20 protein-coding genes are annotated in these 22,527 nt (G+C 37.6%); 14 read left to right on the top strand and 6 right to left on the bottom strand.

What is annotated here, in order from left to right; all coding sequences use genetic code 11:
- Positions 1-6: 6 nt before the first annotated feature.
- Positions 7-639, top strand: a complete 633-nt coding sequence (gene aat, locus AC1DDK_RS18405) for a leucyl/phenylalanyl-tRNA--protein transferase (RefSeq protein ID WP_337717015.1) — start codon at positions 7-9, stop codon at positions 637-639.
- On the opposite strand, the gene AC1DDK_RS18400 is transcribed toward aat, so the two are convergent.
- Positions 636-3,530, bottom strand: a complete 2,895-nt coding sequence (locus tag AC1DDK_RS18400; protein WP_337717014.1) for a DEAD/DEAH box helicase — start codon at positions 3,528-3,530, stop codon at positions 636-638. The two genes, aat and AC1DDK_RS18400, sit on opposite strands and share 4 nt — an antisense overlap.
- A 540-nt stretch (positions 3,531-4,070) precedes the next feature.
- Here AC1DDK_RS18400 and AC1DDK_RS18395 point away from each other — a divergent pair.
- Both AC1DDK_RS18395 and AC1DDK_RS18390 read left to right on the top strand, forming a co-directional pair.
- Positions 4,071-5,222 carry an RNA-guided endonuclease TnpB family protein gene (locus AC1DDK_RS18395; protein WP_337717011.1) on the top strand — a complete coding sequence of 384 codons (1,152 nt, stop codon included), beginning with the start codon at positions 4,071-4,073 and terminating at the stop codon, positions 5,220-5,222.
- Between the two features lie 188 nt (positions 5,223-5,410).
- A complete protein-coding gene (locus AC1DDK_RS18390; protein WP_337717009.1) occupies positions 5,411-6,013 on the top strand; it encodes a GIN domain-containing protein in 603 nt (200 codons plus the stop codon).
- 68 nt (positions 6,014-6,081) lie between these two features.
- On the opposite strand, the gene amaB is transcribed toward AC1DDK_RS18390, so the two are convergent.
- Positions 6,082-7,623 (bottom strand): L-piperidine-6-carboxylate dehydrogenase, encoded by a 1,542-nt coding sequence (amaB, locus tag AC1DDK_RS18385; RefSeq protein WP_288883369.1) that lies wholly within the window; start codon positions 7,621-7,623, stop codon positions 6,082-6,084.
- 11 nt (positions 7,624-7,634) lie between these two features.
- On the bottom strand, positions 7,635-8,099 hold the full coding sequence (locus AC1DDK_RS18380; RefSeq protein WP_172662199.1) for a nuclear transport factor 2 family protein: 465 nt from the start codon (positions 8,097-8,099) through the stop codon (positions 7,635-7,637).
- A 287-nt stretch (positions 8,100-8,386) separates the two neighbouring features.
- Here AC1DDK_RS18380 and AC1DDK_RS18375 point away from each other — a divergent pair, with 287 nt between their 5' ends.
- From AC1DDK_RS18375 to AC1DDK_RS18345, 7 genes are all read left to right on the top strand, one after another.
- A complete protein-coding gene (locus AC1DDK_RS18375; RefSeq protein WP_172662198.1) occupies positions 8,387-9,790 on the top strand; it encodes a tetratricopeptide repeat protein in 1,404 nt (467 codons plus the stop codon).
- Positions 9,791-9,859: 69 nt separating this feature from the next.
- Positions 9,860-10,630: a phosphosulfolactate synthase gene (locus tag AC1DDK_RS18370; protein ID WP_048908386.1), complete on the top strand. Its 771-nt coding sequence runs from the start codon at positions 9,860-9,862 to the stop codon at positions 10,628-10,630.
- 42 nt (positions 10,631-10,672) lie between these two features.
- The gene (locus AC1DDK_RS18365) at positions 10,673-11,416 is read left to right on the top strand and encodes a shikimate dehydrogenase family protein (RefSeq protein ID WP_172662197.1); all 744 of its coding nucleotides are present in this window, start codon (positions 10,673-10,675) and stop codon (positions 11,414-11,416) included.
- Positions 11,417-12,001, top strand: coding sequence for a gliding motility lipoprotein GldD (gldD, locus tag AC1DDK_RS18360; protein WP_172662196.1), 585 nt, complete (start codon positions 11,417-11,419; stop codon positions 11,999-12,001).
- A gap of 19 nt (positions 12,002-12,020) precedes the next feature.
- Positions 12,021-12,659 carry an MBL fold metallo-hydrolase gene (locus tag AC1DDK_RS18355; RefSeq protein ID WP_288883364.1) on the top strand — a complete coding sequence of 213 codons (639 nt, stop codon included), beginning with the start codon at positions 12,021-12,023 and terminating at the stop codon, positions 12,657-12,659.
- Between the two features lie 17 nt (positions 12,660-12,676).
- Positions 12,677-13,909 (top strand): ABC transporter permease, encoded by a 1,233-nt coding sequence (locus tag AC1DDK_RS18350; protein WP_337717005.1) that lies wholly within the window; start codon positions 12,677-12,679, stop codon positions 13,907-13,909.
- A 3-nt stretch (positions 13,910-13,912) separates the two neighbouring features.
- On the top strand, positions 13,913-14,293 hold the full coding sequence (locus AC1DDK_RS18345; RefSeq protein ID WP_048908284.1) for a hypothetical protein: 381 nt from the start codon (positions 13,913-13,915) through the stop codon (positions 14,291-14,293).
- 8 nt (positions 14,294-14,301) lie between these two features.
- On the opposite strand, the gene AC1DDK_RS18340 is transcribed toward AC1DDK_RS18345, so the two are convergent.
- Both AC1DDK_RS18340 and mqnB read right to left on the bottom strand, forming a co-directional pair.
- Positions 14,302-15,147, bottom strand: a complete 846-nt coding sequence (locus tag AC1DDK_RS18340; RefSeq protein WP_288883362.1) for a menaquinone biosynthesis family protein — start codon at positions 15,145-15,147, stop codon at positions 14,302-14,304.
- 34 nt (positions 15,148-15,181) lie between these two features.
- Positions 15,182-15,814, bottom strand: a complete 633-nt coding sequence (mqnB, locus tag AC1DDK_RS18335) for a futalosine hydrolase (RefSeq protein WP_337717003.1) — start codon at positions 15,812-15,814, stop codon at positions 15,182-15,184.
- Positions 15,815-15,898: 84 nt separating this feature from the next.
- Here mqnB and AC1DDK_RS18330 point away from each other — a divergent pair, with 84 nt between their 5' ends.
- Genes AC1DDK_RS18330 through AC1DDK_RS18315 form a run of 4 tightly spaced genes read left to right on the top strand, consistent with a single transcriptional unit; the run spans position 15,899 to position 21,610 of the window.
- Entirely contained in the window at positions 15,899-16,309 is a 411-nt protein-coding gene (locus AC1DDK_RS18330) for a 6-pyruvoyl trahydropterin synthase family protein (protein WP_048908287.1), read from the top strand.
- Between the two features lie 11 nt (positions 16,310-16,320).
- A complete protein-coding gene (folE, locus tag AC1DDK_RS18325) occupies positions 16,321-16,950 on the top strand; it encodes a GTP cyclohydrolase I FolE (RefSeq protein WP_172662190.1) in 630 nt (209 codons plus the stop codon).
- Between the two features lie 20 nt (positions 16,951-16,970).
- Positions 16,971-17,852: an ACP S-malonyltransferase gene (gene fabD / locus AC1DDK_RS18320; RefSeq protein WP_288883358.1), complete on the top strand. Its 882-nt coding sequence runs from the start codon at positions 16,971-16,973 to the stop codon at positions 17,850-17,852.
- A gap of 38 nt (positions 17,853-17,890) precedes the next feature.
- Positions 17,891-21,610 carry an ATP-binding protein gene (locus tag AC1DDK_RS18315; RefSeq protein WP_337717001.1) on the top strand — a complete coding sequence of 1,240 codons (3,720 nt, stop codon included), beginning with the start codon at positions 17,891-17,893 and terminating at the stop codon, positions 21,608-21,610.
- Here the strand turns inward: AC1DDK_RS18315 and AC1DDK_RS18310 are convergent.
- Positions 21,602-22,510: a hypothetical protein gene (locus AC1DDK_RS18310; protein ID WP_172662188.1), complete on the bottom strand. Its 909-nt coding sequence runs from the start codon at positions 22,508-22,510 to the stop codon at positions 21,602-21,604. The genes AC1DDK_RS18315 and AC1DDK_RS18310 overlap by 9 nt on opposite strands.
- Between the last annotated feature and the right edge of the window lie 17 nt (positions 22,511-22,527).

The raw sequence follows: 22,527 nt of genomic DNA, 5'->3' as shown, positions 1-22,527 counted from the left end.
TTGTAAATGGTTTTTAGACTACCAGAAGATGAGATTGTTTTTCCTAACCCAGCTTTGGCTGATCCCGATGGATTGCTTGCTGTAGGTGGAGATTTGAGCATTGAAAGATTGCTTTTGGCTTATCACAATGGTATATTTCCGTGGTTTAGTGATGATGATCCGATTTGTTGGTATTCGCCACATGAACGTTGTGTAATATATCCTGCTGAAGTGAAGGTCAGTAAAAGCATGGCTAAAGTTCTTAAATCAGACGTATTTGTGGTAACCTTTAACAAAGCATTTCGGGAGGTGATAGTTAACTGCGCAAAGGTGGGAAGAAAAGATCAGCCGGGCACGTGGATTACTCAGGAAATGCAGGATGCTTATATTAGTTTGCATGAAAAGGGCTATGCTAAAAGTGTAGAAGTATGGAAAGATCATGTATTGGTAGGAGGGTTGTACGGCGTGGAAGTTGGCGATGTTTTTTGTGGCGAAAGTATGTTTAGTTTGGTAAGTAATGCCTCAAAAACTGCACTGATATGGCTGTGCAAAACCGATAGGTTTAAACTAATAGACTGCCAGCTGCCCAATGATCATCTGATGAGTTTAGGGGCGGAAATGATTTCGCGCAAGCAATATGAGGAATTCCTGAAAGATTAATTCAGAATCTCTTTGATGTCTTCCTTACTTAAGGATTTGAAGAAACTTTCTTCTGTGGTAATCAAAGAACTGGCTAATCGTTTTTTACGGTTTTGTAGTGCTAGTATCTTTTCTTCTACTGTATCTTTTGCAATGAATTTATAGATAAACACTTTCTTCTCCTGGCCTATTCTGTGTGTACGATCTATTGCCTGTTGCTCTACAGCGGGGTTCCACCATGGATCAAGAATAAATACGTAGTCTGCCTGGGTTAAGTTTAAACCTACGCCACCTGCCTTAATAGAAATTAAGAATACCTTTAATTCAGTGTTTTTCTGGAATTCGGCGACAATTTCTCCGCGGTTTTTGGTTGATCCGTCAAGATAAGAAAAGGAGATGCTTTCTTTTTCGAAATAGGCTCTGAAAATATTCAGGTGCTTTACAAACTGCGAAAAGATAAGAACCTTATGCCCACCCTTAAGTACATTATCTAGGGTATGGATTACATTTTCGAATTTACCTGAATCAGAGGCATAGGTGTCGTCTATCATGACAGGATGGTTTGCCAGTTGACGTAATGCTGTTAAGCCCTGCAAAAGCTGTACTTGCTTTTTTGCATAAGTGCCATCATCCATACTGCTTAGCAGATCGTTACGATAGGCAGATTTTGTTTTTTCATAATATGCGGCCTGATCCTCACTCATATCGCAATAAAACACCTGTTCCGTTTTGGAAGGCAGCTCGGCCGCAACCTGTTCTTTTGTACGGCGTAAAACAAAGGGCTTTATAATGGCTTGCAGCTTACGGGCCTTTTCTTCATCCTTCCTTTTCTCGATGGCCTGAACATATTCTTCGTTAAAGAATGATTGCGTACCCAGGAGACCAGGGTTTAAAAAGGTAAGCTGAGTCCAAAGGTCGCTTACAGAGTTTTCGACAGGAGTACCGCTCAGTATTAGTCTGTATTTAGATTTTAAGGCCTTAACTGCTTTAAATGATTTTGACGAAGGGTTTTTTATATTCTGGCTTTCATCTAATATGATGTAGCTGAAATAGAAATTTTTAAGAATATCTATATCAACACGGGTAATTCCATAAGTTGTAATAACGATATCATACTTCGCAAAAATACTTACATCTTTATCTCTTGTAGTTCCGGTATGTGAATGTATTTTGAGCTTAGGTGTAAACTTTTTGGCTTCATTTAACCAGTTGTAAATTAGGGATGTTGGCATAACAATTAAAGAAGTGCCATGAGTTGAATTTTGCTCATTTTCTTCTTTAAGCTTTTGCAGCATTGCCAGTGTCTGGATGGTTTTACCCAAACCCATATCATCTGCTAAACACCCGCCGAAATTATACTCACGCAGGAAACTAAACCAATTGTAGCCAGCCTTTTGATAACTACGCAGGTCGCCTTTAAAATGGACCGGCATCTGGGTGTCGGCAATGTTCTCGAAATCATTTAATCTTTCAAGTTTACGGCTTAAGGTTATATTGGCTATGCTGTCCTCTGCCAGTTCATTGATGAGCCCTATATGATGTTTCTTTAGGTGTAACGATTTGCCTCCTTCTGATAAGCTGAAAAGGCTTCCATACTGAGAAAACCACTTTTCCGGAATAATAGCAATGGTGCCATCAGGAAGCGTAAATTCCCTCTTTTTGTGAAGTATGTGTTGTTTAAGAGATAGAAAGGGTACCGGAAAGATACCAAAGTATACTATGGCATTGATGTCAAACCAATCATTATCTTCCTTAATCTCAAAATCTATTTTATTGGCAGCAAAGAGAAATTTCTTTGCTCCGGTGTGTTGCTCTATTTCAAAGCCAAGGTTTTTTAAACCTTCTATGTGTTCATTTACCCAATTGATGATGGCATAAGATTGATCTTCATCATGGTTGCCCGAAACTTCGAGGTTGTGAAAAAGAGCACTGGTTTTCTTTAAGCCAAGACTTAGCAGTGTATCAAATTTCTGTTTCTCAAATGCAGTATCTCTTTTTATACGGGTAAAAATGTAGTTGTCGTCATCTTTGGCAAGACGAACGGTTACCTTTTTTTCGTTGCCCATAGCAAAAGCATATTCCCCGTATTTAAAGTAGAGCTGAAGCTGAGAAACTCCCGATTCTACATAAATAACTTTTAGCGTAGGCGTTGGATCATGCTTTTCGGTTTTTATATCAAAGCCTTCGGCATAAACATGGTATTTTTCAATAAGAGGGCAAACAAATTTTTCAAAATAGGTTTCCTCGGTTGTCTTTGGTATGGTAATGTAGCGCTTGTTTAAAAAGGGAAGCAGTTTTTTCCCTTCAATATCCTGCTCAAAGAAATAGATCATATCGTTAAGTAATAACCATGCTGGCTGATTACTTATAACCTGAGCATCCTTGAACATGAAATCGATTCTTAATCCCTGGTATTTTATAGTAGGGAAATAGCGAGTTTCAATATTATTACGTCTAAAATGGAACAGTACTGTAGAAGGCTCCAGTGCAATATCTATTTTTCGCTCTGCAGGCCAGCCATCATTATCCATTAAATATAATGAACCCTCCGCTTTGAGGGCTTCCAGAACTTCAGATAGTTTCTTCTCAATTTTTGGGCGAACAGTTTCATAGAATTTATCGTTAAAAAACTTGCTAAAGAACTCTCCCGGTCTTATCGCTTTCTTATGATACTTTTTTATGATAAAGTCCTGCTCTGTTTCATCAAGGATTTTGATAAGCTTAAAATCATTATCTGTTAAACGTTTCGCAAACTCTTTAGCAGTATGTGAGAACAGACGCTGATAAGTAAGAGAGAAATCGCCCTGCGGATTTAACTGAACCATATGAGGTTCGATTAAATATCCGAAATACGCGTGTTTACACAATGAGTATACAATTTTGCAGGGCTTGGTACTATCTACGCGTAACATTGACTAAAGATTAAAATAATCGGAGGATAAGCATTTAAAAATCTTTAAACATACGTCAAATTGAAGTTCTTTTCAAATGGAATCTCATAATATGGCTGAATTTTTATAAAATGATGTATCAGCCTTTCGGTCTTCTAAGGATGGAAGAGATAATAGTTAAATTGTGGAGACATATTGATGCATTTCGATCATGTTCTGGCAATCGAATACCTGAAGTCATAATTTGACCAGAAAAGCATGCATCTTCCAAACGTACCATGATAAAACCTTTTTATTGCTTTTCCCAAGTGGGAACACTGTTTTGTTGCTTCAATTTTCGAATTAAAGGTTAACGATTTGTGGAAGTGTAATTGGATTTTTGGCAATAGTAGAATAATTTTTGAAAGCATCATTTACTCTTTAGGGGATTGATTAAAAAAAGATTCATATTATAATTTAATTATTTTGAATGGACGCTTTGTTTTGCTAATATTTTTAGTAATTTAGGGTTGTGTTTGGCAGTTAACTAAACCCCTTCCATAAATATTAATTTCTGCATAGGTGAAAACAATATACAAGACATATCTCTTTGCTTTACGGCCTACAAAAGAGCAGGAAGATCTACTGAATAAGCATTTGGGATGCGCCCGATTTGTATTTAACCACTTCCTTAACGAAAGAATTGAACAATACAAGGAAGAAAAAAAGTCTTCTAATTATTATCAGCAGGCGGCCTCAATGACACAATTAAAAAAGAAAGTGGAAACCCAATGGCTGAAGGAAGTGAATAGCCAATCCCTTCAGGCCGCTTTACGAAACTTAGATACTGCTTTTTTAAACTTTTTTCGGGGTCATGCCAGGTTCCCACGATTTAAAAGCAAGCGAAAGAGAAACAGCTTTGCTGTACCACAATTTGTTGTGGTACATGACCACAAAGTGTATTTCCCAAAATTCAAAGAAGGCATAAGGCTAATTGAGCATAGGGAAATTAAAGGTGAGGTAAAACATTGCACGATAAGTAAAACCCCGACCGGTAAATTCTTTGTGTCTATACTATGTGAAGTACTATACATACCCATCCAACCAACAAGTAAGCATGTCGGGATAGATCTCGGCGTCAAGGATTTTGCGATTACTTCGGATGGTATTAGATTTAAAAATAATCATCATTTAAAACAATATGAAAGCGCATTAGCCACAGCACAAAAGCACCTTTCAAGAAAAGTAAAAGGATCAAACAGCAGAAACAGACAGCGTTTGAAAGTTGCGGCAATCCATGAAAAGATTACCAATACCAGACTTGACCTGCTACATAAAGTATCTACACAGATAACCAATGCGTACGATACGATATGTATTGAAGACCTAAATGTAAAAGGAATGATGGCAAATCATAAACTGGCAAAGCATATTGCAGATGCAAGTTGGGGAACTTTTGTCAGGTTACTGGAATACAAATCGGATTGGAATAACAAGCGCATAATAAAAATAGGCCGCTTCTATCCATCAAGCAAAACTTGTAACCAATGTGGATATATTCACCATAAACTAAAGCTTTCTGAAAGATCATGGACCTGTCCAAATGGACACACGTTAAACAGGGACATAAACGCCAGTAAAAATATCCTTGAACAAGGATTAAGAATTATGGGGGCGGAACTCTCCCATTACACGGATGGAGACTTAAATCAGACTTCTGTAAAAGAAGCGTAGGTCTAAGAAGTTCGAAGCACACAAATCTCTATTCCGTGTGTAGTTCACAATGGGTTCGTCGAGGGAATCAGACCGTTGGTCGTGAGTTAACTTCTGATGGTATAAAAGAGCTGGATTGGCTGAAACGTTTGCTGCAAATGAGGGTCTTAATAACAAAAACGCCTACAAAAACCCTAAAACTCAAAAATATGAAAACTCTAGCAAAAACATTATTCGCCTCAGCCTTGACAGCTATCTTTATGACTTCAACAGCTATGACAACATTCGCCACCAGAATTGATAAACAGCCAGTTGAATCTGCTGCTCCAATGACCTTTAATAAGGTGAAAGTGAGTGGAAATGTAAAAGTTATTTTGGTGCAAAGCAAAAGAGAGCACATAGAAGTAATAAATGGAGATTACAATCCGGATAAAACCTCTATTAAAAGACTTGGATATACTTTAATTATTAATTCAACAGAAGCTAATCGTGTAACTGTTTTGGTTTCAGTAAATGATCTGCAGCGTATAGATGCCTCAGATAAGGCTATTGTGAAAACTGATGGTAAGTTTGATGTTAAATATCTTCAGGTATTCTTAAAAGATGATGCAAAAGCCACCGTTAAAGCAAATACTGAAAGTATGTATACTTACATAAAAGATCATGCTGATTTGAAATTAAGCGGTACAACTGCAGATCACAACTTAGTAAAAGACGATATTTCTAAATTAGATACAGATCACCTGGTAGCTTTAAAAACAACAACAACTCCATTGAATCAGATAATGGTTGCAGCCAACAAAAAGAATTAAAAAACAATTCTACGGTATAAAAAAAGCAGCTGGAATGTAACCCGCTGCTTTTTTTATGCAATGATATTTTAAAGATCAAATTTGATTCCCTGAGCCAGAGGAAGCGTATTTGAGTAGTTTATTGTATTGGTTTGTCTGCGCATGTAAGCTTTCCATGCATCGGAACCACTCTCGCGACCACCGCCTGTTTCTTTTTCACCACCAAAGGCTCCGCCTATCTCAGCACCTGAGGTGCCAATGTTAACATTGGCAATACCGCAATCGGAGCCCTGAGCAGATAAAAATTGTTCTGCTTCCCGAAGATTAAGCGTCATTATTGCCGAGGATAAACCTTGAGGTACGCCATTCTGTAAAGCAATAGCTTCGTCCAATGTTTTGTATTTTATCAGGTATAGAATTGGAGCAAAGGTTTCATGCTGAACGATTTTGTAATCATTTTTTACTTCTGCAATGCATGGTTTTACATAACAGCCACTGGTATAAGCCGGCCCTTCTAAAACGCCTCCTTCTACTATGAATTTTCCACCTTCGGTTTTGCATTTTTCAATGGAATCAAGGTAGCTGGCAACCGCATCAGTGTCGATTAACGGACCAACGTGATTTTGCTGATCGAGAGGATCGCCAATACGCAATTGACCATAAGCCTTTACCAGTTTTGCAGTAAACGCATCGTAAACACTTTCATGGATTATTAACCTGCGGGTAGAAGTACATCGCTGACCAGCTGTTCCTACAGCTCCAAAAACAGCACCGATTAAACTCATATCTAAATCTGCGTGCTCAGAGATAATAATGGCATTGTTGCCCCCTAGCTCCAGTAAGCTTTTTCCTAAGCGAGCACCAACTGCTACAGCAACTGCTTTTCCCATTCGGGTAGAGCCTGTGGCTGATATTAAGGGAACACGACTGTCATTTGTCATGAGCTCGCCCACCTCCTTATCTCCAATAATTAGATTGCAAACGCCTTCGGGAATGTCATTTGCTTTGAAAACATCAGCAATAATATGCTGACATGCAATGGCCGTGACAGGTGTTTTTTCTGATGGCTTCCAGATGCAAACATTGCCGCAAACTAAGGCCAGAGCAGCATTCCAGCTCCAAACAGCTACGGGGAAGTTAAAAGCAGAAATGATACCGACAATTCCTAATGGATGCCATTGCTCATACATACGATGGCTTGGGCGCTCAGAATGCATTGTTAAGCCATAGAGCTGACGAGACAAGCCTACTGCAAAATCGCAGATATCTATCATTTCCTGTACCTCGCCAAATCCTTCCTGTAGACTTTTACCCATTTCATAAGAAACCAGGGTGCCCAGGTCTTCCTTGTTTTTACGAAGCGCATCACCAAACTGTCGCACGATCTCACCACGCTTTGGGGCCGGTAAGCTGCGCCAGAATAAATAAACCTCTTCTGCTTTTTTTATTACTGTTTCATAATTTTCGGCACTGGCAACCTGTACGCTCGCTATCTTATTACCATTAACCGGGGAATCGCTGTTAAGTATTTTGGCATCTGATGAAGCTCCCCATTGATTACCTGTACTGTAGGCCGGATTTAAATCCAGTATGTTTAGGTTTTTTAAAACCTGGCTGATATTATTCTGCATAACTAAATAGTTTATAGGCAATTCTCTTTTCTCCGTGTATCAACAATATAGATGATCTTCCAGGTGGTTTTATCTTTAAACAGCTGGAAGGAATTAACACCGCAATGGCTAAATTTATTGTCAATATAGAACTTGTAATCTGTCCACACGCTGGCAAGATTCCCATCTATCAAAATTTTTGTAAATACAATTCGTTCATCATATTTTTCTTTGTGTGGTGTTCCTGTAAATTTGACAAAATCGGCGACCTTCTCATCACTTAATTTAAATTCCCCGTCTTTGGATTTATGGATGGTCTGCATAATTGCATTATTTGCAAAGGTAGCACTTACCATCGCGCTATCGGTATTTCTCATACCTTCAAACAATTTGTTTATAGTGCCTTTAACAAGGTCTTCTTCATGTTGCTGGATTTGGGCAGAGGTGTTAAATACCGTTGTAAGAAAAACAATAATCAGAAAGTTACATTTTTTCATTTTCATGAACTGTTGCATAAAGGGTTGATGTTTTCGTGACGGGAATATTACCCGTCTTAAAATAAAGTTACGTTATTTTGTATTGAATTAGGACCAGAACCCTTGTTTCATTCTCTATCTTGCTAAAACATTCTGAGGGTAGATGTTTAGGCTAACTATTATTATTTCAGTTGTTTATGGGCAAGGGTGTGTGTATGTTGAAAATTATTTGGTTAGTACTACTAATAATTGTTGTAAACTTATAATGTATTTTTAACACAGGGATCTGTTCTTTAATTATTTGATACATGGAAGAGGAATTTTATTTTGATTTTAGCGATGATGCGCAACGTTCAGTAGAGCGTTACGAAGAGATGATACGTAATCAGGATCAGTACTTTTTTGATGCCCAGGCTTTTGAAAATATTATTGATTACTACATTGAAAAGAACGACCCCGTAAAGGCATTGCAGGTAATAGAATATGCGTTAAATCAGCATCCTTATGCCGCAGTATTCCTGGTTAAGCAGGCTCAGCTGTTGTTTGTTACTGACCAAACCGAGCGTGCATTTTTAGCACTGCAGAAAGCAGAAATGCTTGAAGCATCGGAAGCAGAAATCTATATCCTTAGGGGGAATATCTATAATAGCCTTGAGCGTTATTCAGAAGCGTTGGATAATTTTCAGAAAGCACTTGAATTTGCTGAAACTACAGACGAGATCTTGCTGCAAATTGCTTATGTGTATCAAAACATGCTCGATTACGAGAGTGCTATTGTTTACATAAAGCAGAGTTTGGAGCAGAACATGGAAAACAAGGACGGATTATACGAACTTGCTTTCTGTTATGATATATTAGATAAGCAAGAAGAAAGTATTCAGTTTTATCAGGAATATATAGACAATGACCCTTATTCCTACGCTGCATGGTACAATCTTGCAAATTCTTATCACAAATTGGATCTTTTTGAAAAAGCAATTGATGCGTATGATTACGCCATCCTGATTAAGGATAACTTTGCATCTGCTTACTATAATAAAGGAAATGCTTTAGTTCAACTTGATCGTTTTGCAGAGGCTATAGAGGTTTATAAGCACACTTTTGAATACGAAAAACCCAATGCCGACACCTATTGTGCAATTGGGGAATGTTACGAGAAGTTGGAGCGTATGGACGAAGCGAGATCCTACTATAAAAAATCTGTAAAGATGGATCCCAAGATGGCTGATGCCTGGTTTGGGATAGGAGTAACGCTTAATTTTGAAGAACGTTTCTTTGAGTCACTTCATTTTTACAAAAAAGCAATTGAGCTTGATGAGGAGAATCCCGACTTCTGGTTTGCAATGGCAGATGCTTATTATAAACTGGGTCAGATAGAGCAATCTGTTGAAGCTTATTACAAAGTTCTTGAATATAATCCGGTGGATGTTGAAGCCTGGTTGGATTTTTCGACAGTTCTATATGAACAAGGTAAATTGCTTGAAGCCTCTGAAACCATTGCTGATGCTATAAAAAACAATCCTGATGCAGCAGAGCTCTATTATAGGATGGTAGCTTACTTGTTTGCCTTAGGAGAAAAGAACGACGCTTTGTTATATCTTGAGACCGCATTGGCCACAGATCCAGATAAACACTACATATTATTTGAATATTTGCCCCAATTACAGGAGAACGGTTCGATACTAGAAGTAATCAATCGTTATTTAAAATAAAAGATCGGACAGTTTTTATTAGTTATGCTGATGAAAACTGTCCGATTTTTTTTCACCTTTGTGAACAATATGAATTACCCATTGAATAATATACCCGAACGACCTGTAAAACCTAGGAACAAAGGAATTACGATGGTTATGGATAAAGGGCTAAGCTTAAGACAAACAGAAGACTTTATAGACGTTGCCGGAATACATACTGATATAGTAAAATTAGGCTGGGCTACTTCTTTTGTAACGCCGAACCTGAAAGAGAAATTGGCTATTTATAAGTCTGCAGGTATTCCTACCTACTTTGGCGGTACGTTGTTTGAAGCCTTTATTATCAGAAATCAGTTCGATGATTACTGTCGCGTGCTGGAGCAGTTCGATATGGAATACGTAGAAGTTTCTGATGGTTCAATCACTATTGAGCATGATTTGAAATGCGAGTTTATTCAAAAATTATCTAAGCAGGTTACAGTAATCTCAGAAGTAGGGTCTAAAGATGCGGCTAAAATATTTGCTCCGTATAAATGGATTAAACTTATGCAGGCCGAAATAGAAGCAGGATCGTGGAAAGTGATAGCTGAAGCCAGAGAAGGTGGTAACGTAGGTATTTACAGAGGATCTGGTGAGGTTAGAGAGGGCTTGGTTGACGAGATTCTTACTCAGATTCCAGAGGAGACAATCATTTGGGAAGCTCCTCAAAAGGAACAACAGGTATGGTTTATTAAGCTGCTTGGTTCAAATGTGAATCTTGGAAATATAGCTCCGGCTGAGGTTATACCTTTAGAAACCATTCGTTTAGGCCTTAGAGGAGATACGTTTGATCATTTCCTGAATTTGGCGAAGTTGTAATTTTATAAATATAAATATTACCCTTTAATTATAACTTACAGAATGAGAAAATTTGGGTTAATCGGTTTTCCGTTATCACATTCCTTTTCAAAAAAATTCTTTACTGAGAAATTTTTAAATGAACATATTCCCGATTGTGAATATGAGCTTTTTCCGATTGAACATATTGGGCTTTTAACTGAGCTTATTTCTAAAAATATTGAGCTGGAAGGCTTAAATGTAACTATTCCTTATAAACTTGCTGTTCTTCCTTTTTTAAATGAGGTTGATGAGGCTGCGGATCAAATAGGCGCAGTAAATTGTATTTCTATTCAGCGCAAGAACGGACAGGAATTATTAACAGGATACAATACTGATGCCTATGGTTTTGAAGAGTCTTTAAAGCCAATGCTAAATGAGCACCATAAAAAGGCCCTCGTTTTTGGAGATGGCGGAGCAGCTAAAGCTGTAAAATATGTTTTAAATAAACTAAACATTCCTTTTATAGTAGTTACAAGATCACCAACTTCGAATAGTATTCTTTATGATGCCGTAACTTCAACACTGCTTCAGGATTATACCATTTTGATAAATACCACACCATTGGGAATGTCTCCTAATCCAGAGACCTGCCCGGATATCCCTTATGAAGCATTAACAGAGAATCATTTGGCCTACGACCTGGTTTATAATCCGGAAGAGACAACGTTTCTTGCAAAATCCAGGGCTAGTGGAGCTAGTATTAAAAATGGATTAGAAATGCTGTATCTTCAGGCTGAGCGGTCCTGGTATATTTGGAATAAATAGATGAATAAGTTCACTTTTTTTTCTCTTTCTATGTTAATGATGTTGCTTTATGCTTGCACAGGGAGCGACTATTCTCCTAAGCCGAGAGGATATTTTAATATTGAAATGCCAAAAAAAGTGTACAAAACCTTTAATAATGGATGTGCTTTCTCGTTCGATTATCCGGTGTATGCAGAAATGCTGAACGACAGTAGTAAGGACACCAGACCGTGCTGGTACAACCTTTCTTTTGATCAATTTAACGCGCGTTTGCATTTAACATATTATGATATCTCTTCTAAAAAGGAATATGAAGGTCTGGTTGAAGATGCAAGGACTTTTGCATTTAAGCATACAGTAAAAGCGAACTCAATAGACCAGAAATTGATTAACTATCCGGGAAAGAAAGTTTATGGAGTGTATTATGCAATAGAAGGAAATACGGCCTCATCTGTTCAATTCTTTTTAACAGACAGCACCAAACACTATTTCAGAGGGGCATTATATTTTAACGAACGACCGCAGTACGATTCCATACAACCCGTCGTTTCCTTTATTAAGAAGGATATTGACAGAATGATTAGTACATTTAAGTGGATAAAATAAGGCCAGATAAGAATTTAAAATGATCAGTATACAAAGATTTACTTTTAACCCGGTAAGGGAAAACACTTATGTGTTATACGATGAAACGGGTGAGTGTGTAATAATAGATCCTGGAATGTATGATGGAGAAGAGCAAAACATTCTGGTTAAATTTATAAAAGAGCATAACCTAAAGCCAGTACTCTTACTAAATACCCATTGTCATTATGATCATGTATTTGGCAATAAGTTCGTTTATGACAATTGGGGGTTAAAACCACAATTCCATAAAGGCGAGTTGTATGTGCTGCAAGCAATACCAGGCTATTTGCCTCAAATGGGTTTACGTTATGAACTCTCTCCGGAACCTGAGGTTTTCTTATCCGAAACGGGAAAGGTTAAATTTGGTAACAGTGAACTTGATTTAATTTTTGCACCAGGGCACTCACCGGCACATTTATGTTTTTATGCTGCTGCTGATAATTTTCTTATTGGAGGTGATGTGCTGTTTTATTCAAGTATTGGCCGCACGGACCTCCCGGGAGGTAATCACATGCAATTGATCAACAGTATCAAAAATAACTTGTTTATATTGCCAGATGATTGTGAAGTTTTTCCGGGGCATGGGCAACCTACAACGATAGGCTTTGAGAAACAACATAATCCTTTTTTACAGTAACTTTTATTAATAAATAATTGAATACACCTTTCTACATAGCTCGCAGGTACCTTTTTGCGAAAAAATCTACCAATGCTATAAACATCATTTCCACAATTTCTGTGGTTGGTGTTTTTGTAGGGAGTGCGGCGTTAATTATTATTTTATCTGTTTTTAATGGGTTTGAGGAAGTTGTATTGAAAATGTTTAATACGATTACTCCGCAGGTTGTTATTTCGCCTGTTCAGGGTAAAACATTTGACCCAAATACGGCCTATTTCAATAAATTAAAGCAAAATAAGAGTATCTATTCGTATAGTGAAGTACTTTCAGAAAATGCTTTGTTAAGGTATAATGATAAGCAGTCCGTTGGTTTAATAAAGGGGGTTAGCCTGGATTATCTGAAAAATAAAAGTTTGGATAGCATTACTATTGAAGGTAAGTTTTTGCTTGAAAATAGTACTGGGGATTATGCCGTAATCGGGTCTGCAATTCAAACTTACCTGATGGTAAATACTACAGATCCGTTTAATCCATTGCAGATATTTTCTCCAAAAAAAGGGGGTAAAACGAGTTCCATTAATCCAGCAGATGATTTTACGGTATTATCAATTCCAGTATCGGGGGTTTTTGAAGTTCAGCAGGATTTTGATAATGTGGCTATTGTTCCTTTGAAATTTGCCCGGAATTTATTGGGAGAACCTCAAAAAATCACTTCTATCGAGATCAACCTAAAGCCAGGAATTAATGCGGATGCTTTTAAAAAGAATATTGAAGAAAATATAGGCAAGCATTTTGAAGTGAAGGACAGAATACAGCAGAATAAAGTGCTTTATAACATTCTGGGTAGCGAAAAGTGGGCGGTTTATATTATTCTTACTTTTATTTTAATAATCGCTATCTTTAATATAATCGGTTCTTTAACCATGTTGGTTATAGATAAACTGAAAGATATAGCCGTATTAAGCAGCTTGGGGGCTGGAAAAAAATTGATTAAACGAATATTTCTATTTGAAGGAATGATGATTACGATGACCGGCTGTATTGTTGGTTTAGTAGTTGGATTTCTCTTCTGTTTATTACAACAAAAATTCGGACTTATTAAAATGTCGCAAGATAATTTGGTGATCACCAATGCGTATCCGGTGGCATTTAAATGGAAGGATTTTCTGTTGGTGTTTTTAACTGTAAGTGTGTTTTCTTTTGTGGCATCAGCTTTGTCATCTAACTTAAGCGTGAAGAAGATAAACCACTTAAATCAAGATCTCTAACATATGAATCGATTTAATAAGAATTCAGTAGTTTTATTAGTGTTGCTTACAGGAGTAATTATGGCCTGTAACAGGAAGGATGCCGAAGAGACAGCAGGAACTACGAGAGTAATAAAAGGATTGTATAGCTATGGCCCCGAAATAAAGTCATTTACGGATTGTGATGAGGGTAGGGAGTATTGGGTAGCAGATAGCGCAAAAACACTGGAACTGGCTTACAGTAACTTTAATTTCGAGAAACCGTACGAACCTGTTTATATTGAGGTCGAGTGTCATTTAATCAAATCTGACAGTTTAATTGTCTCAGCAGATTTTGATTCTACAATGGTAGTAACCAAGGTGCTTAAAATAACGAAAGAAATACCTGACGGGCCTTGTAACTAATTGAGGGATTAAGGGATTAAATATAAATCATGTTCAATAGGCTGAATTAATCCCTTTTCAATGGCCAGCTTAAACAGCACATCTATTGCTTTCCTTCCTTCAATACCAAGATCAATGGAGTATTTGTTTACGTATAACTCAATGTGCTTATACATCACCTCTTCACTCATTTCCTGAGCATGCTCTTTAATGAAATCTATGCCTGACTTAGGGTTAGCAAAAGCAAATTCAACGGACTTCCGCAACAGTCTGTTTACTTTTTCCTGTATTTCTCTGTCAAGATTTCTGTTAATTACAATTCCCCCAAGTGGGATAGCACATCCTGTTAATTGCTCCCAGTAGCTTCCAAGGTCAACAATCTTATGAAGTCCTTTATCAGCATAAGTAAAACGATTCTCATGAATGATGAGGCCAACATCAATCATGTTATTAATTAAAGCGGACTCAATTTCAGAGAAAATCATTTCCTGTTTGTCTACTAAATGGGGAAAGGCGATCCCCAATAGAAAATTTGCTGTGGTATACTTTCCGGGAATTCCAACTTTAAGATTTGCTGTTAATTCTTCCGGGTTATGAATAAGGTTTTCATTTTTACAGATAAGCAGAGGGCCTACACCAAATCCAAGGGCACTTCCTGCGTCCAATAGCGCATATTGCTTATACACATGGGCAAAAGCATGAAAACTTAGCTTGGTAATGTCTAACTCACCTCTGAAAGCTTTTTGGTTTAGGGTCTCTACATCGTCGAAGAACACCTCAAAGTCTAAGCCTTCAGTATCAATTTTATGGTGTATGAGGGCATCAAAAATAAATGTATCATTTGGACACGGAGAAAAGCCAAGACTTAGTTTCATGGCCTAAAGATAAGGAGTATGAAAAGTTGAATAGTTATGTATTTGTCAAAAATCCAAGTGTCCACTCATTTAGGTTTTTTACGGCAATGCCGATATTCCAGGCGGCTTTGTTTCTTGGCTCAACATAATTGGAAATGCTGCGGATCTGCAGGCATGGGATGCCGGCTTTTTCACATCCATATAATACGGCAGCTCCCTCCATACTTTCTGTTACCGGATTTAAACGGGTTTTAACTGCCGAAATGCTTACTTCATTTCCATGAACGCGATTAACGGTTATTCCTTTTACTTTTTTCAGCTTTGTGACCGACTCGCTTAGCAGGTTGTTATATGCAGAATAGCTGCTTTTGCCAAACCCAAGTTCATCAATACTGATAAAATGTTCCTTGTTTTCGGCTCCAAGCTCTGCGAACTCATCTACAGTTATATTTAGTACTGAACCAAGGGGGATGGAACGATCAAAGCATCCGGCGATGCCCAGGTTTAACACAAGGTTATATTTAGCTGATAGATGCTGGCCTAAGGCAAATGCTGTTGCTGTCATCCCTACACCCGTAATTAGAATGTCAAATTCGGGAGTTTGCATGAAATCTTTTTCAGGGAGCTTAAAATGCTCGGTTAATAACCCGATTTCTGGTCTTGTGGCGGCAACTAGCAGAATCTTCATAAACATCTAAGTTAGTGTTAAACCTTTCTACTTTAAGCTTTCTGCGTATATTTGTTTGTTAATTACAAACAATAACCTTTTATAATGATATATATCACAAGAAAAGCATCATTCAACGCAGCGCATAAACTTTCGAGGCCAGACTGGACTGAAGATAAAAATACGGAAGTTTATGGAAAATGTGCTAATCCAAACTGGCATGGACATAATTACCAGCTGTATGTAACGGTTAAAGGAGAGATCAATCCTGAAACGGGATTTCTGGTAGACTTAAAGTGGTTAAAGGACATTACAAATACCCAGGTAGTTGATAAGATCGATCATAAGAACCTAAATCTTGACGTAGATTTTATGAAAGGGAAACTTGCCTCAACGGAGAATTTGGCCATAGCTATATGGGATGAATTGTATGCACTTATTGCCGAATCAGGAGCTCAATTGCACTGCATAAAAATTTACGAAACCGAGAATAATTTTGTTGAGTATTTCGGTTAATAATCACAGATATGAATCATACAGATCATTTAGATGAGACAGAAGACGGGTACATAAAAATTGACCGTTATAACGAAGAAAAAATCACCTCGGTAGCTAATCATTATAAAGATATCTTAGGTCAGTTAGGCGAAAATCCGGAGCGAGAGGGGTTAATTAAAACTCCCGAACGGGTGGCCAAAGCCCTTCAGTATTTAACTCATGGTTATGACCTTAACCCGGCCGAAATACTACGTGGAGCTATGTTTAAGGAAGACTATAGCCAAATGGTTGTGGTGAAAGATATAGAGGTTTTTTCTATGTGCGAACATCATATGCTTCCGTTTTTTGGTAAGGCACACATTGCTTACATCCCTAATGGACATATTGTTGGTTTAAGTAAAATACCGCGTATTGTTGATGCTTTTGCCAGACGATTACAGGTTCAGGAACGCTTAACAAATGAGATTAGAGATTGTATTCAGGAAACCCTTAAACCTACTGGCGTTGCAGTTGTGATAGAGTGCAAGCACTTATGCATGGCAATGAGGGGAATACAAAAACAAAATTCTGTTACCACCACATCGGCGTTTACAGGAGAATTTGCAAAAGATAAAACAAGAGCTGAATTCTTAAGATTAATAACAGCCAACTTACATTAAAAAAAAGAACCAACGTATTTATGAAAGCATATGTATTTCCAGGTCAGGGTGCCCAATTTTCAGGTATGGGAAAAGAACTATACGAAAATGAGCAGGCCAAAACATTATTTGAAAAGGCAAATGAAATTATAGGGTTCCGCATCAGTGATATTATGTTCTCTGGTTCGGATGAAGAGCTTAAAGAAACTAAGGTAACACAGCCTGCAATATTTTTACATTCTGTTATTTTAGCCAAAACATTAGGCGAAGGATTTAAACCAGATATGGTTGCCGGACACTCGCTAGGCGAATTCTCTGCGCTTGTTGCCGCATCGGCATTGTCATTTGAGGATGGTTTGAAACTGGTTATTGCACGGGCGAATGCAATGCAAAAAGCATGTGAACTTCAACCGTCAACTATGGCCGCTATACTTGGTTTAGCAGATGAAGTAGTTGAAAATATTTGCAATGATATTGATGAGGTAGTAGTAGCTGCAAATTACAACTGCCCTGGACAGATCGTTATCTCGGGAAGTATTGAAGGTGTAGATATCGCTTGTCAGAAGTTAACTGAAGCAGGTGCAAAGCGTGCATTAAAGTTGAATGTAGGTGGTGCATTTCACTCTCCATTGATGGAGCCAGCAAGAATAGAATTAAAAGAGGCTATTGAAAATGTGACCATATTGCCTCCGGTGTGTCCTATTTATCAGAATGTAGATCCTACACCAAATACAGACCCTCAAAAAATTAAGTCGAATTTAATCACCCAATTAACAGGTGCCGTGAAGTGGACACAGACTATAGAGCGGATGATTGCCGATGGAGCAACTGAATTTGTAGAAGTTGGCCCGGGAAATGTATTACAAGGTCTGGTGAAAAAGGTTAATAGAGCAATGCCAACAAGTTCTGCAACTACAATCTAAACCTGGTAATAATACCTTTATTAAAATAACATTTAAGTGTGAGTATCGGGGGTAAAATCAGATTTCTTTTATTGATATTAGGCGCTTGCTGTATTGTTACAGCATTATCGCTAAAGCATTCAATAACAAAAAAGGAGTTACTGGCCCACGAAGCAGGAAAGCTTCAGAAGAATCTCTCCATAAATGAACGACTTGTTTATGATTTTTTAAATGATCCTGCTCAGGTTGAAAAGGCTAAGCAGTATCATTTAAATGATCAGTATGGATTAAATTTTATTAATAAATATCGCGATAAGGGTATCAATATTCTTACCTATCAAGATAATAAACTTAAATTTTGGAGCTATAATTCGTTGGTTCCACCCGACCCGCAAACCATTAAAGAGGGGTCGTCTTTTTCTCAGTTTGCAAATGGTTGGTTCGAAGTTATTAAGAAAACTACCGGTAGTTATACCCTTGTTTTTTTGATAGAAGTTAAAAATCAATTCAGCATCCAGAATCAATATCTTGAGAATGATTTTTCACGTTACTTGTCCAATAACAATTCTCTTTCCCTGGCAACTTTTGTCGATCCTGAAGTACAGGGTATCAGTAATCTGGATGGCAAAATCATATTCGAAGTTAAACTTAAGTCAACCTACTCAAGAAGTATCTATGGTACAATAGAGCTTTGGCTTTGGATAGTGGGCCTATTTAGCTTCTGCTTGTTCTTTAATTCTTTTTGTGGCTGGTTAGCCAAAAGAGGCAATTTAATCCCGGCAACGGTGCTGATCTTGCTTTTCTTTGTAACGATAAGGGTAACAGATTTAGAATATGGATGGTTTAACAGGCAGTTTAATTTACCCATATTTAGCCCCAAGATATATGCTGAAAGCTTTTTCCTTCCTTCTCTTGGAGATTTCTTGCTTAACGTAATAGCGATTACATGGGTGGTGTTGTTTGTTTTTACCTATAATGATAAATATAAGCTGCCAGGGTGGCTAACGCGAAGTAAATTGGGTGGATTGTCCTTTCACTTTGTACTGCTGCTCATTTTTGGAGCACTTGCATTTTTATTTGATCAGGTATTCCTTGGACTGATCATTAATTCAAAAATAAATTTTGACATCACCAATATTATAAACCTTGATGGGATAAGCTGGGTTAGTATTATTGTTTTGTGCCTTGTCTGGTTTAATATTTACCTTGTTGCAAATATTTTCATGCAGCAAACGCTGCAATTAAATGTAACCAATAGGGAAAGAGTCATACTCTTTCTGGCTGCCTTTTTCGCCTGTCTTATTTATAAGCTAGGTACGGGGTTCAGTATCTTTTTCATAGCATATGCGCTATTTATTTTTATTATTTCGTGGAACTTTTATATCAGGAACAACAAGTTTTCAATAGCAGTTTTTGCATTGTTGTTCTTCTGCCTTGCGTTTATATCTTCTGTTAAATACCTAAGGTTCATTGACGAGAAGGAGCATGTAAATAGGTTCGCCATGGCGCAGAAACTGGTCTCCTCTGATGATTTTACAGTGGTTAGTGCTATAGAAAATCTGGAAAGAACGATTTTGGCTAATAAGGTCGTATTAAGTTATTTTAAAGACCCTAATTTTAACAGCCCAATAGAACTTAAGAAGAGCATAGAGAAGGATTACATAGAGCGCTATCTGCCAAGGTTTGAATACAACTTATACGAGTATAATCATCTTGATTCATCAGCTACCGGAATACAGACAATACCGCTTAGTTATTTTAAAAATCTGGTAAAGGCGGGTTCCGTAAAAGTTCCTGAATCAAATTATTTTTATCGTTTGAATGATACCTTTGGGTATCAAAATTATTTTGGAATTATCCCGATCTACGAAGAGAATCAAATATTGGGAACACTGGTTATCGAGCTAAAATCCCAGCTTTATAATTACAAAGGTCAGCTGCCCGAAATTTTAATGGACCGATCCATTAAAAACGAGGATAATTATAGTAAATACTCTATTGCACTTTATAAAGATGGCAGATTAGAAGGACAATCGGGTAATTATACCTATAAGCTTTCGAGTGATGGGTTTGCCACACGCAATAATACTGTGGGCTTTTTTAAAGATAGCCTCAATTATTCACACCTGATTTATTATCCTACGCCTTCAAAATTAATTGTAATCAGCAAAGAAGACGTATCGTTTATCATACAGCTCGCTACGTTATCTTTCTTCTTTCTTGTGTTCATTTTGTTTTCCATAACATTGTACACGCTAATCTGGCTACTTAAAAATATTGATGAGAGCTGGAGTGGCTGGTTTAATATTAACCGTTCGTTAATGATTAATGCCAACAAGATTCTTTACAAAACCAGGATTCAATTTTCTATTGTTTTGTCGGTAGTGGCAACCTTACTCATTGTGGGCTGGATCACCTATTTCTATATACGTAATGAATATCGGAGGCAACAACAGGATTTCATCAAGGAGAAGGTGAGAAAAGTGCAGCAATCTTATGAAAAACTGATTTTGGCAACAGGGGTCCCTGCTCCCACAGATAGAGCAGTAAACGAATTCAACCAGTTTGCTGATATAAATGCTGCCTATTTAAATCTTTTTGATACCAATGGATTATTGATATTTACGTCGACGCCAAAGATGTATGATCTTGGTATTATAAGTAGAAGAATGGCATCAAAGGCATTTCTTCATTTAAATCAATTACAAGGGTCAGATTATATTAACCCCTCAGAGAGGATAAGTGGTTTTACCTACTCATCGGCATACGCGCCTATTAGAAATGCTCAGAATCAAACGGTAGCCTATATTGGTATGCCGTATTATGCGAACGAAGCTGACTATCAAGCCAGGATCGGCGTGTTCATTAATACATTGATTAATATATACGCCCTGGTATTTGTGGCTATAGGGATACTTGCAGTGTTTCTAGCCAATCAAATTACCAGCCCATTGACATTTATTCAGGACAGCATTAAAAAAACAAAACTCGGGCAAAAGAATCAGCCCATCGGCTGGTCACGTCACGATGAAATTGGATCGCTCATAAAAGAATACAACAAGATGATTGCTGCGCTTGAAGAAAGTGCCGTTAAACTTGCCCGCTCAGAAAGGGAAAGTGCATGGCGCGAGATGGCAAAACAAGTGGCCCATGAGATTAAGAACCCACTCACACCTTTAAAACTTGGAGTGCAACTGCTCGAAAAGTCGTGGAAGGAAAAAGATCCTAATTTTGAAAATAAATTTGAAAGGTTTAGCAAGTCATTCATTGAGCAGATCGACAGTCTATCTACTATCGCGTCGGAATTCTCTAATTTTGCTAAAATGCCTGATACCAAGCTCGAGAAACTCCAATTGTTACCTATAATTGGGCAGGCCAGAGACGTTTTTAGAAACACCCAGGATGCGGAGATCTACATCCTTAACAATACCAATACGGATGTTGTTGTGCTTGGTGATAAAGATCAGGTGCTGCGTACTTTTAATAACTTGTTTAAAAATGCAATTGAGGCCGCCGATATTGATACGGTATGTATCATAAAGGTAAACATCTCCAATAATCAGGAACGTGTATTTATTGAGGTTGAGGATAATGGGAAGGGTATCGATTCTTCTTTACAGGATAAAATATTTGTGCCTAATTTCACAACAAAATCGTCAGGGACTGGCTTAGGATTGGCTTTTGTTAAACAGGCTGTAGAGAATGCGGGTGGAACTGTGGAGTTCAAATCTTTTGGTGAGGTGGGTACTACTTTTTACCTTAGTTTCCCTTTATCTTAAAACAATTTCTGCGCGGCCCATTGTATAGCCATCTGCATATAGAATGATCGAATACTCCCCTTTTATAAATTCATTAGGGTTAATCCAATCCATATTAAAACTGGTATTGTCGTCATTATAGGAGATAGATGTGGATGAACTGTACTGCATCTCTTGTCCATCAGCTTCAAACATGTTGTTCTCGTTTGCAATAAGGTTACCTGCCGGATCAAATACACGAAGGTAGATTTTGTGATAATCTTTTTGGGCAAGCGGATTAGGTACAATGTCAAACTTTACACTTAATTTTTTTGCTGAACTGGCCTTTATTACCTCAATATTTTTACCGCTGCTTTTTACCCTGTAAGCTATAATATGCACATTCGCAGCCTTTAAAGCGGCACTGGTCTTTACTTTTGCACTGAGTTCCTGGTTTCTTTTTTCCAGTTCATTGGCCTTCTCACTGGCAAAATTGACAGAAGCCTTCAAACTATCCCTCTCGCTTTTAAGAAGGGAATTTTCTTTTTTTAAACGAAGGATGTCTTCATTATAGATTTTCACAAATTCCCGTAGTTCACGTACTTCTTTTTGAGCCACAACGAGCTGTTCCTGGGTAAGCTCACCATTCTGGAGTGCTGCTTTAAGGTCGGCAATCTTTCCACGGGCAAGTTCCTGTTCCTTAATTAATTTTTCACTTAAAGTAAGGTTCAAGGCATTTACCTTATCAAGTTCAATTTCAATTTTCTCAACCTCCAGTCTTAAACGATCTTTCTCTGTGCTAACAGTAACAAATCGTTCGTTTTCCTTTTTATCTTTGATAAAAAGGTAGGCGTTGGTACCTAATAAGGCAACAATAACAACAACTAAAAAGTAGATTTTATTGCGGTCGCCTTTATTTACTGGATCACTCTTGTCTGACATTACTTCAATTCTTAACT

This window comes from Pedobacter sp. 05T44, from assembly GCF_056395985.1.
The sequence above is the reverse complement of the archived record's forward strand: the minus strand, read 5'-3'. Positions and strand labels throughout refer to the sequence as shown.

Coding starts and splice junctions, on each gene's coding strand:
- aat (WP_337717015.1), top strand. CDS start 7: ATGGTTTTTAGACTACCAGAAGATGAGATTGTTTTTCCTAACCCAGCT.
- AC1DDK_RS18400 (WP_337717014.1), bottom strand. CDS start 3,530: ATGTTACGCGTAGATAGTACCAAGCCCTGCAAAATTGTATACTCATTG.
- AC1DDK_RS18390 (WP_337717009.1), top strand. CDS start 5,411: ATGAAAACTCTAGCAAAAACATTATTCGCCTCAGCCTTGACAGCTATC.
- amaB (WP_288883369.1), bottom strand. CDS start 7,623: ATGCAGAATAATATCAGCCAGGTTTTAAAAAACCTAAACATACTGGAT.
- AC1DDK_RS18380 (WP_172662199.1), bottom strand. CDS start 8,099: ATGAAAAAATGTAACTTTCTGATTATTGTTTTTCTTACAACGGTATTT.
- AC1DDK_RS18375 (WP_172662198.1), top strand. CDS start 8,387: ATGGAAGAGGAATTTTATTTTGATTTTAGCGATGATGCGCAACGTTCA.
- AC1DDK_RS18370 (WP_048908386.1), top strand. CDS start 9,860: ATGAATTACCCATTGAATAATATACCCGAACGACCTGTAAAACCTAGG.
- AC1DDK_RS18365 (WP_172662197.1), top strand. CDS start 10,673: ATGAGAAAATTTGGGTTAATCGGTTTTCCGTTATCACATTCCTTTTCA.
- gldD (WP_172662196.1), top strand. CDS start 11,417: ATGAATAAGTTCACTTTTTTTTCTCTTTCTATGTTAATGATGTTGCTT.
- AC1DDK_RS18355 (WP_288883364.1), top strand. CDS start 12,021: ATGATCAGTATACAAAGATTTACTTTTAACCCGGTAAGGGAAAACACT.
- AC1DDK_RS18345 (WP_048908284.1), top strand. CDS start 13,913: ATGAATCGATTTAATAAGAATTCAGTAGTTTTATTAGTGTTGCTTACA.
- AC1DDK_RS18340 (WP_288883362.1), bottom strand. CDS start 15,147: ATGAAACTAAGTCTTGGCTTTTCTCCGTGTCCAAATGATACATTTATT.
- mqnB (WP_337717003.1), bottom strand. CDS start 15,814: ATGAAGATTCTGCTAGTTGCCGCCACAAGACCAGAAATCGGGTTATTA.
- AC1DDK_RS18330 (WP_048908287.1), top strand. CDS start 15,899: ATGATATATATCACAAGAAAAGCATCATTCAACGCAGCGCATAAACTT.
- folE (WP_172662190.1), top strand. CDS start 16,321: ATGAATCATACAGATCATTTAGATGAGACAGAAGACGGGTACATAAAA.
- fabD (WP_288883358.1), top strand. CDS start 16,971: ATGAAAGCATATGTATTTCCAGGTCAGGGTGCCCAATTTTCAGGTATG.
- AC1DDK_RS18310 (WP_172662188.1), bottom strand. CDS start 22,510: ATGTCAGACAAGAGTGATCCAGTAAATAAAGGCGACCGCAATAAAATC.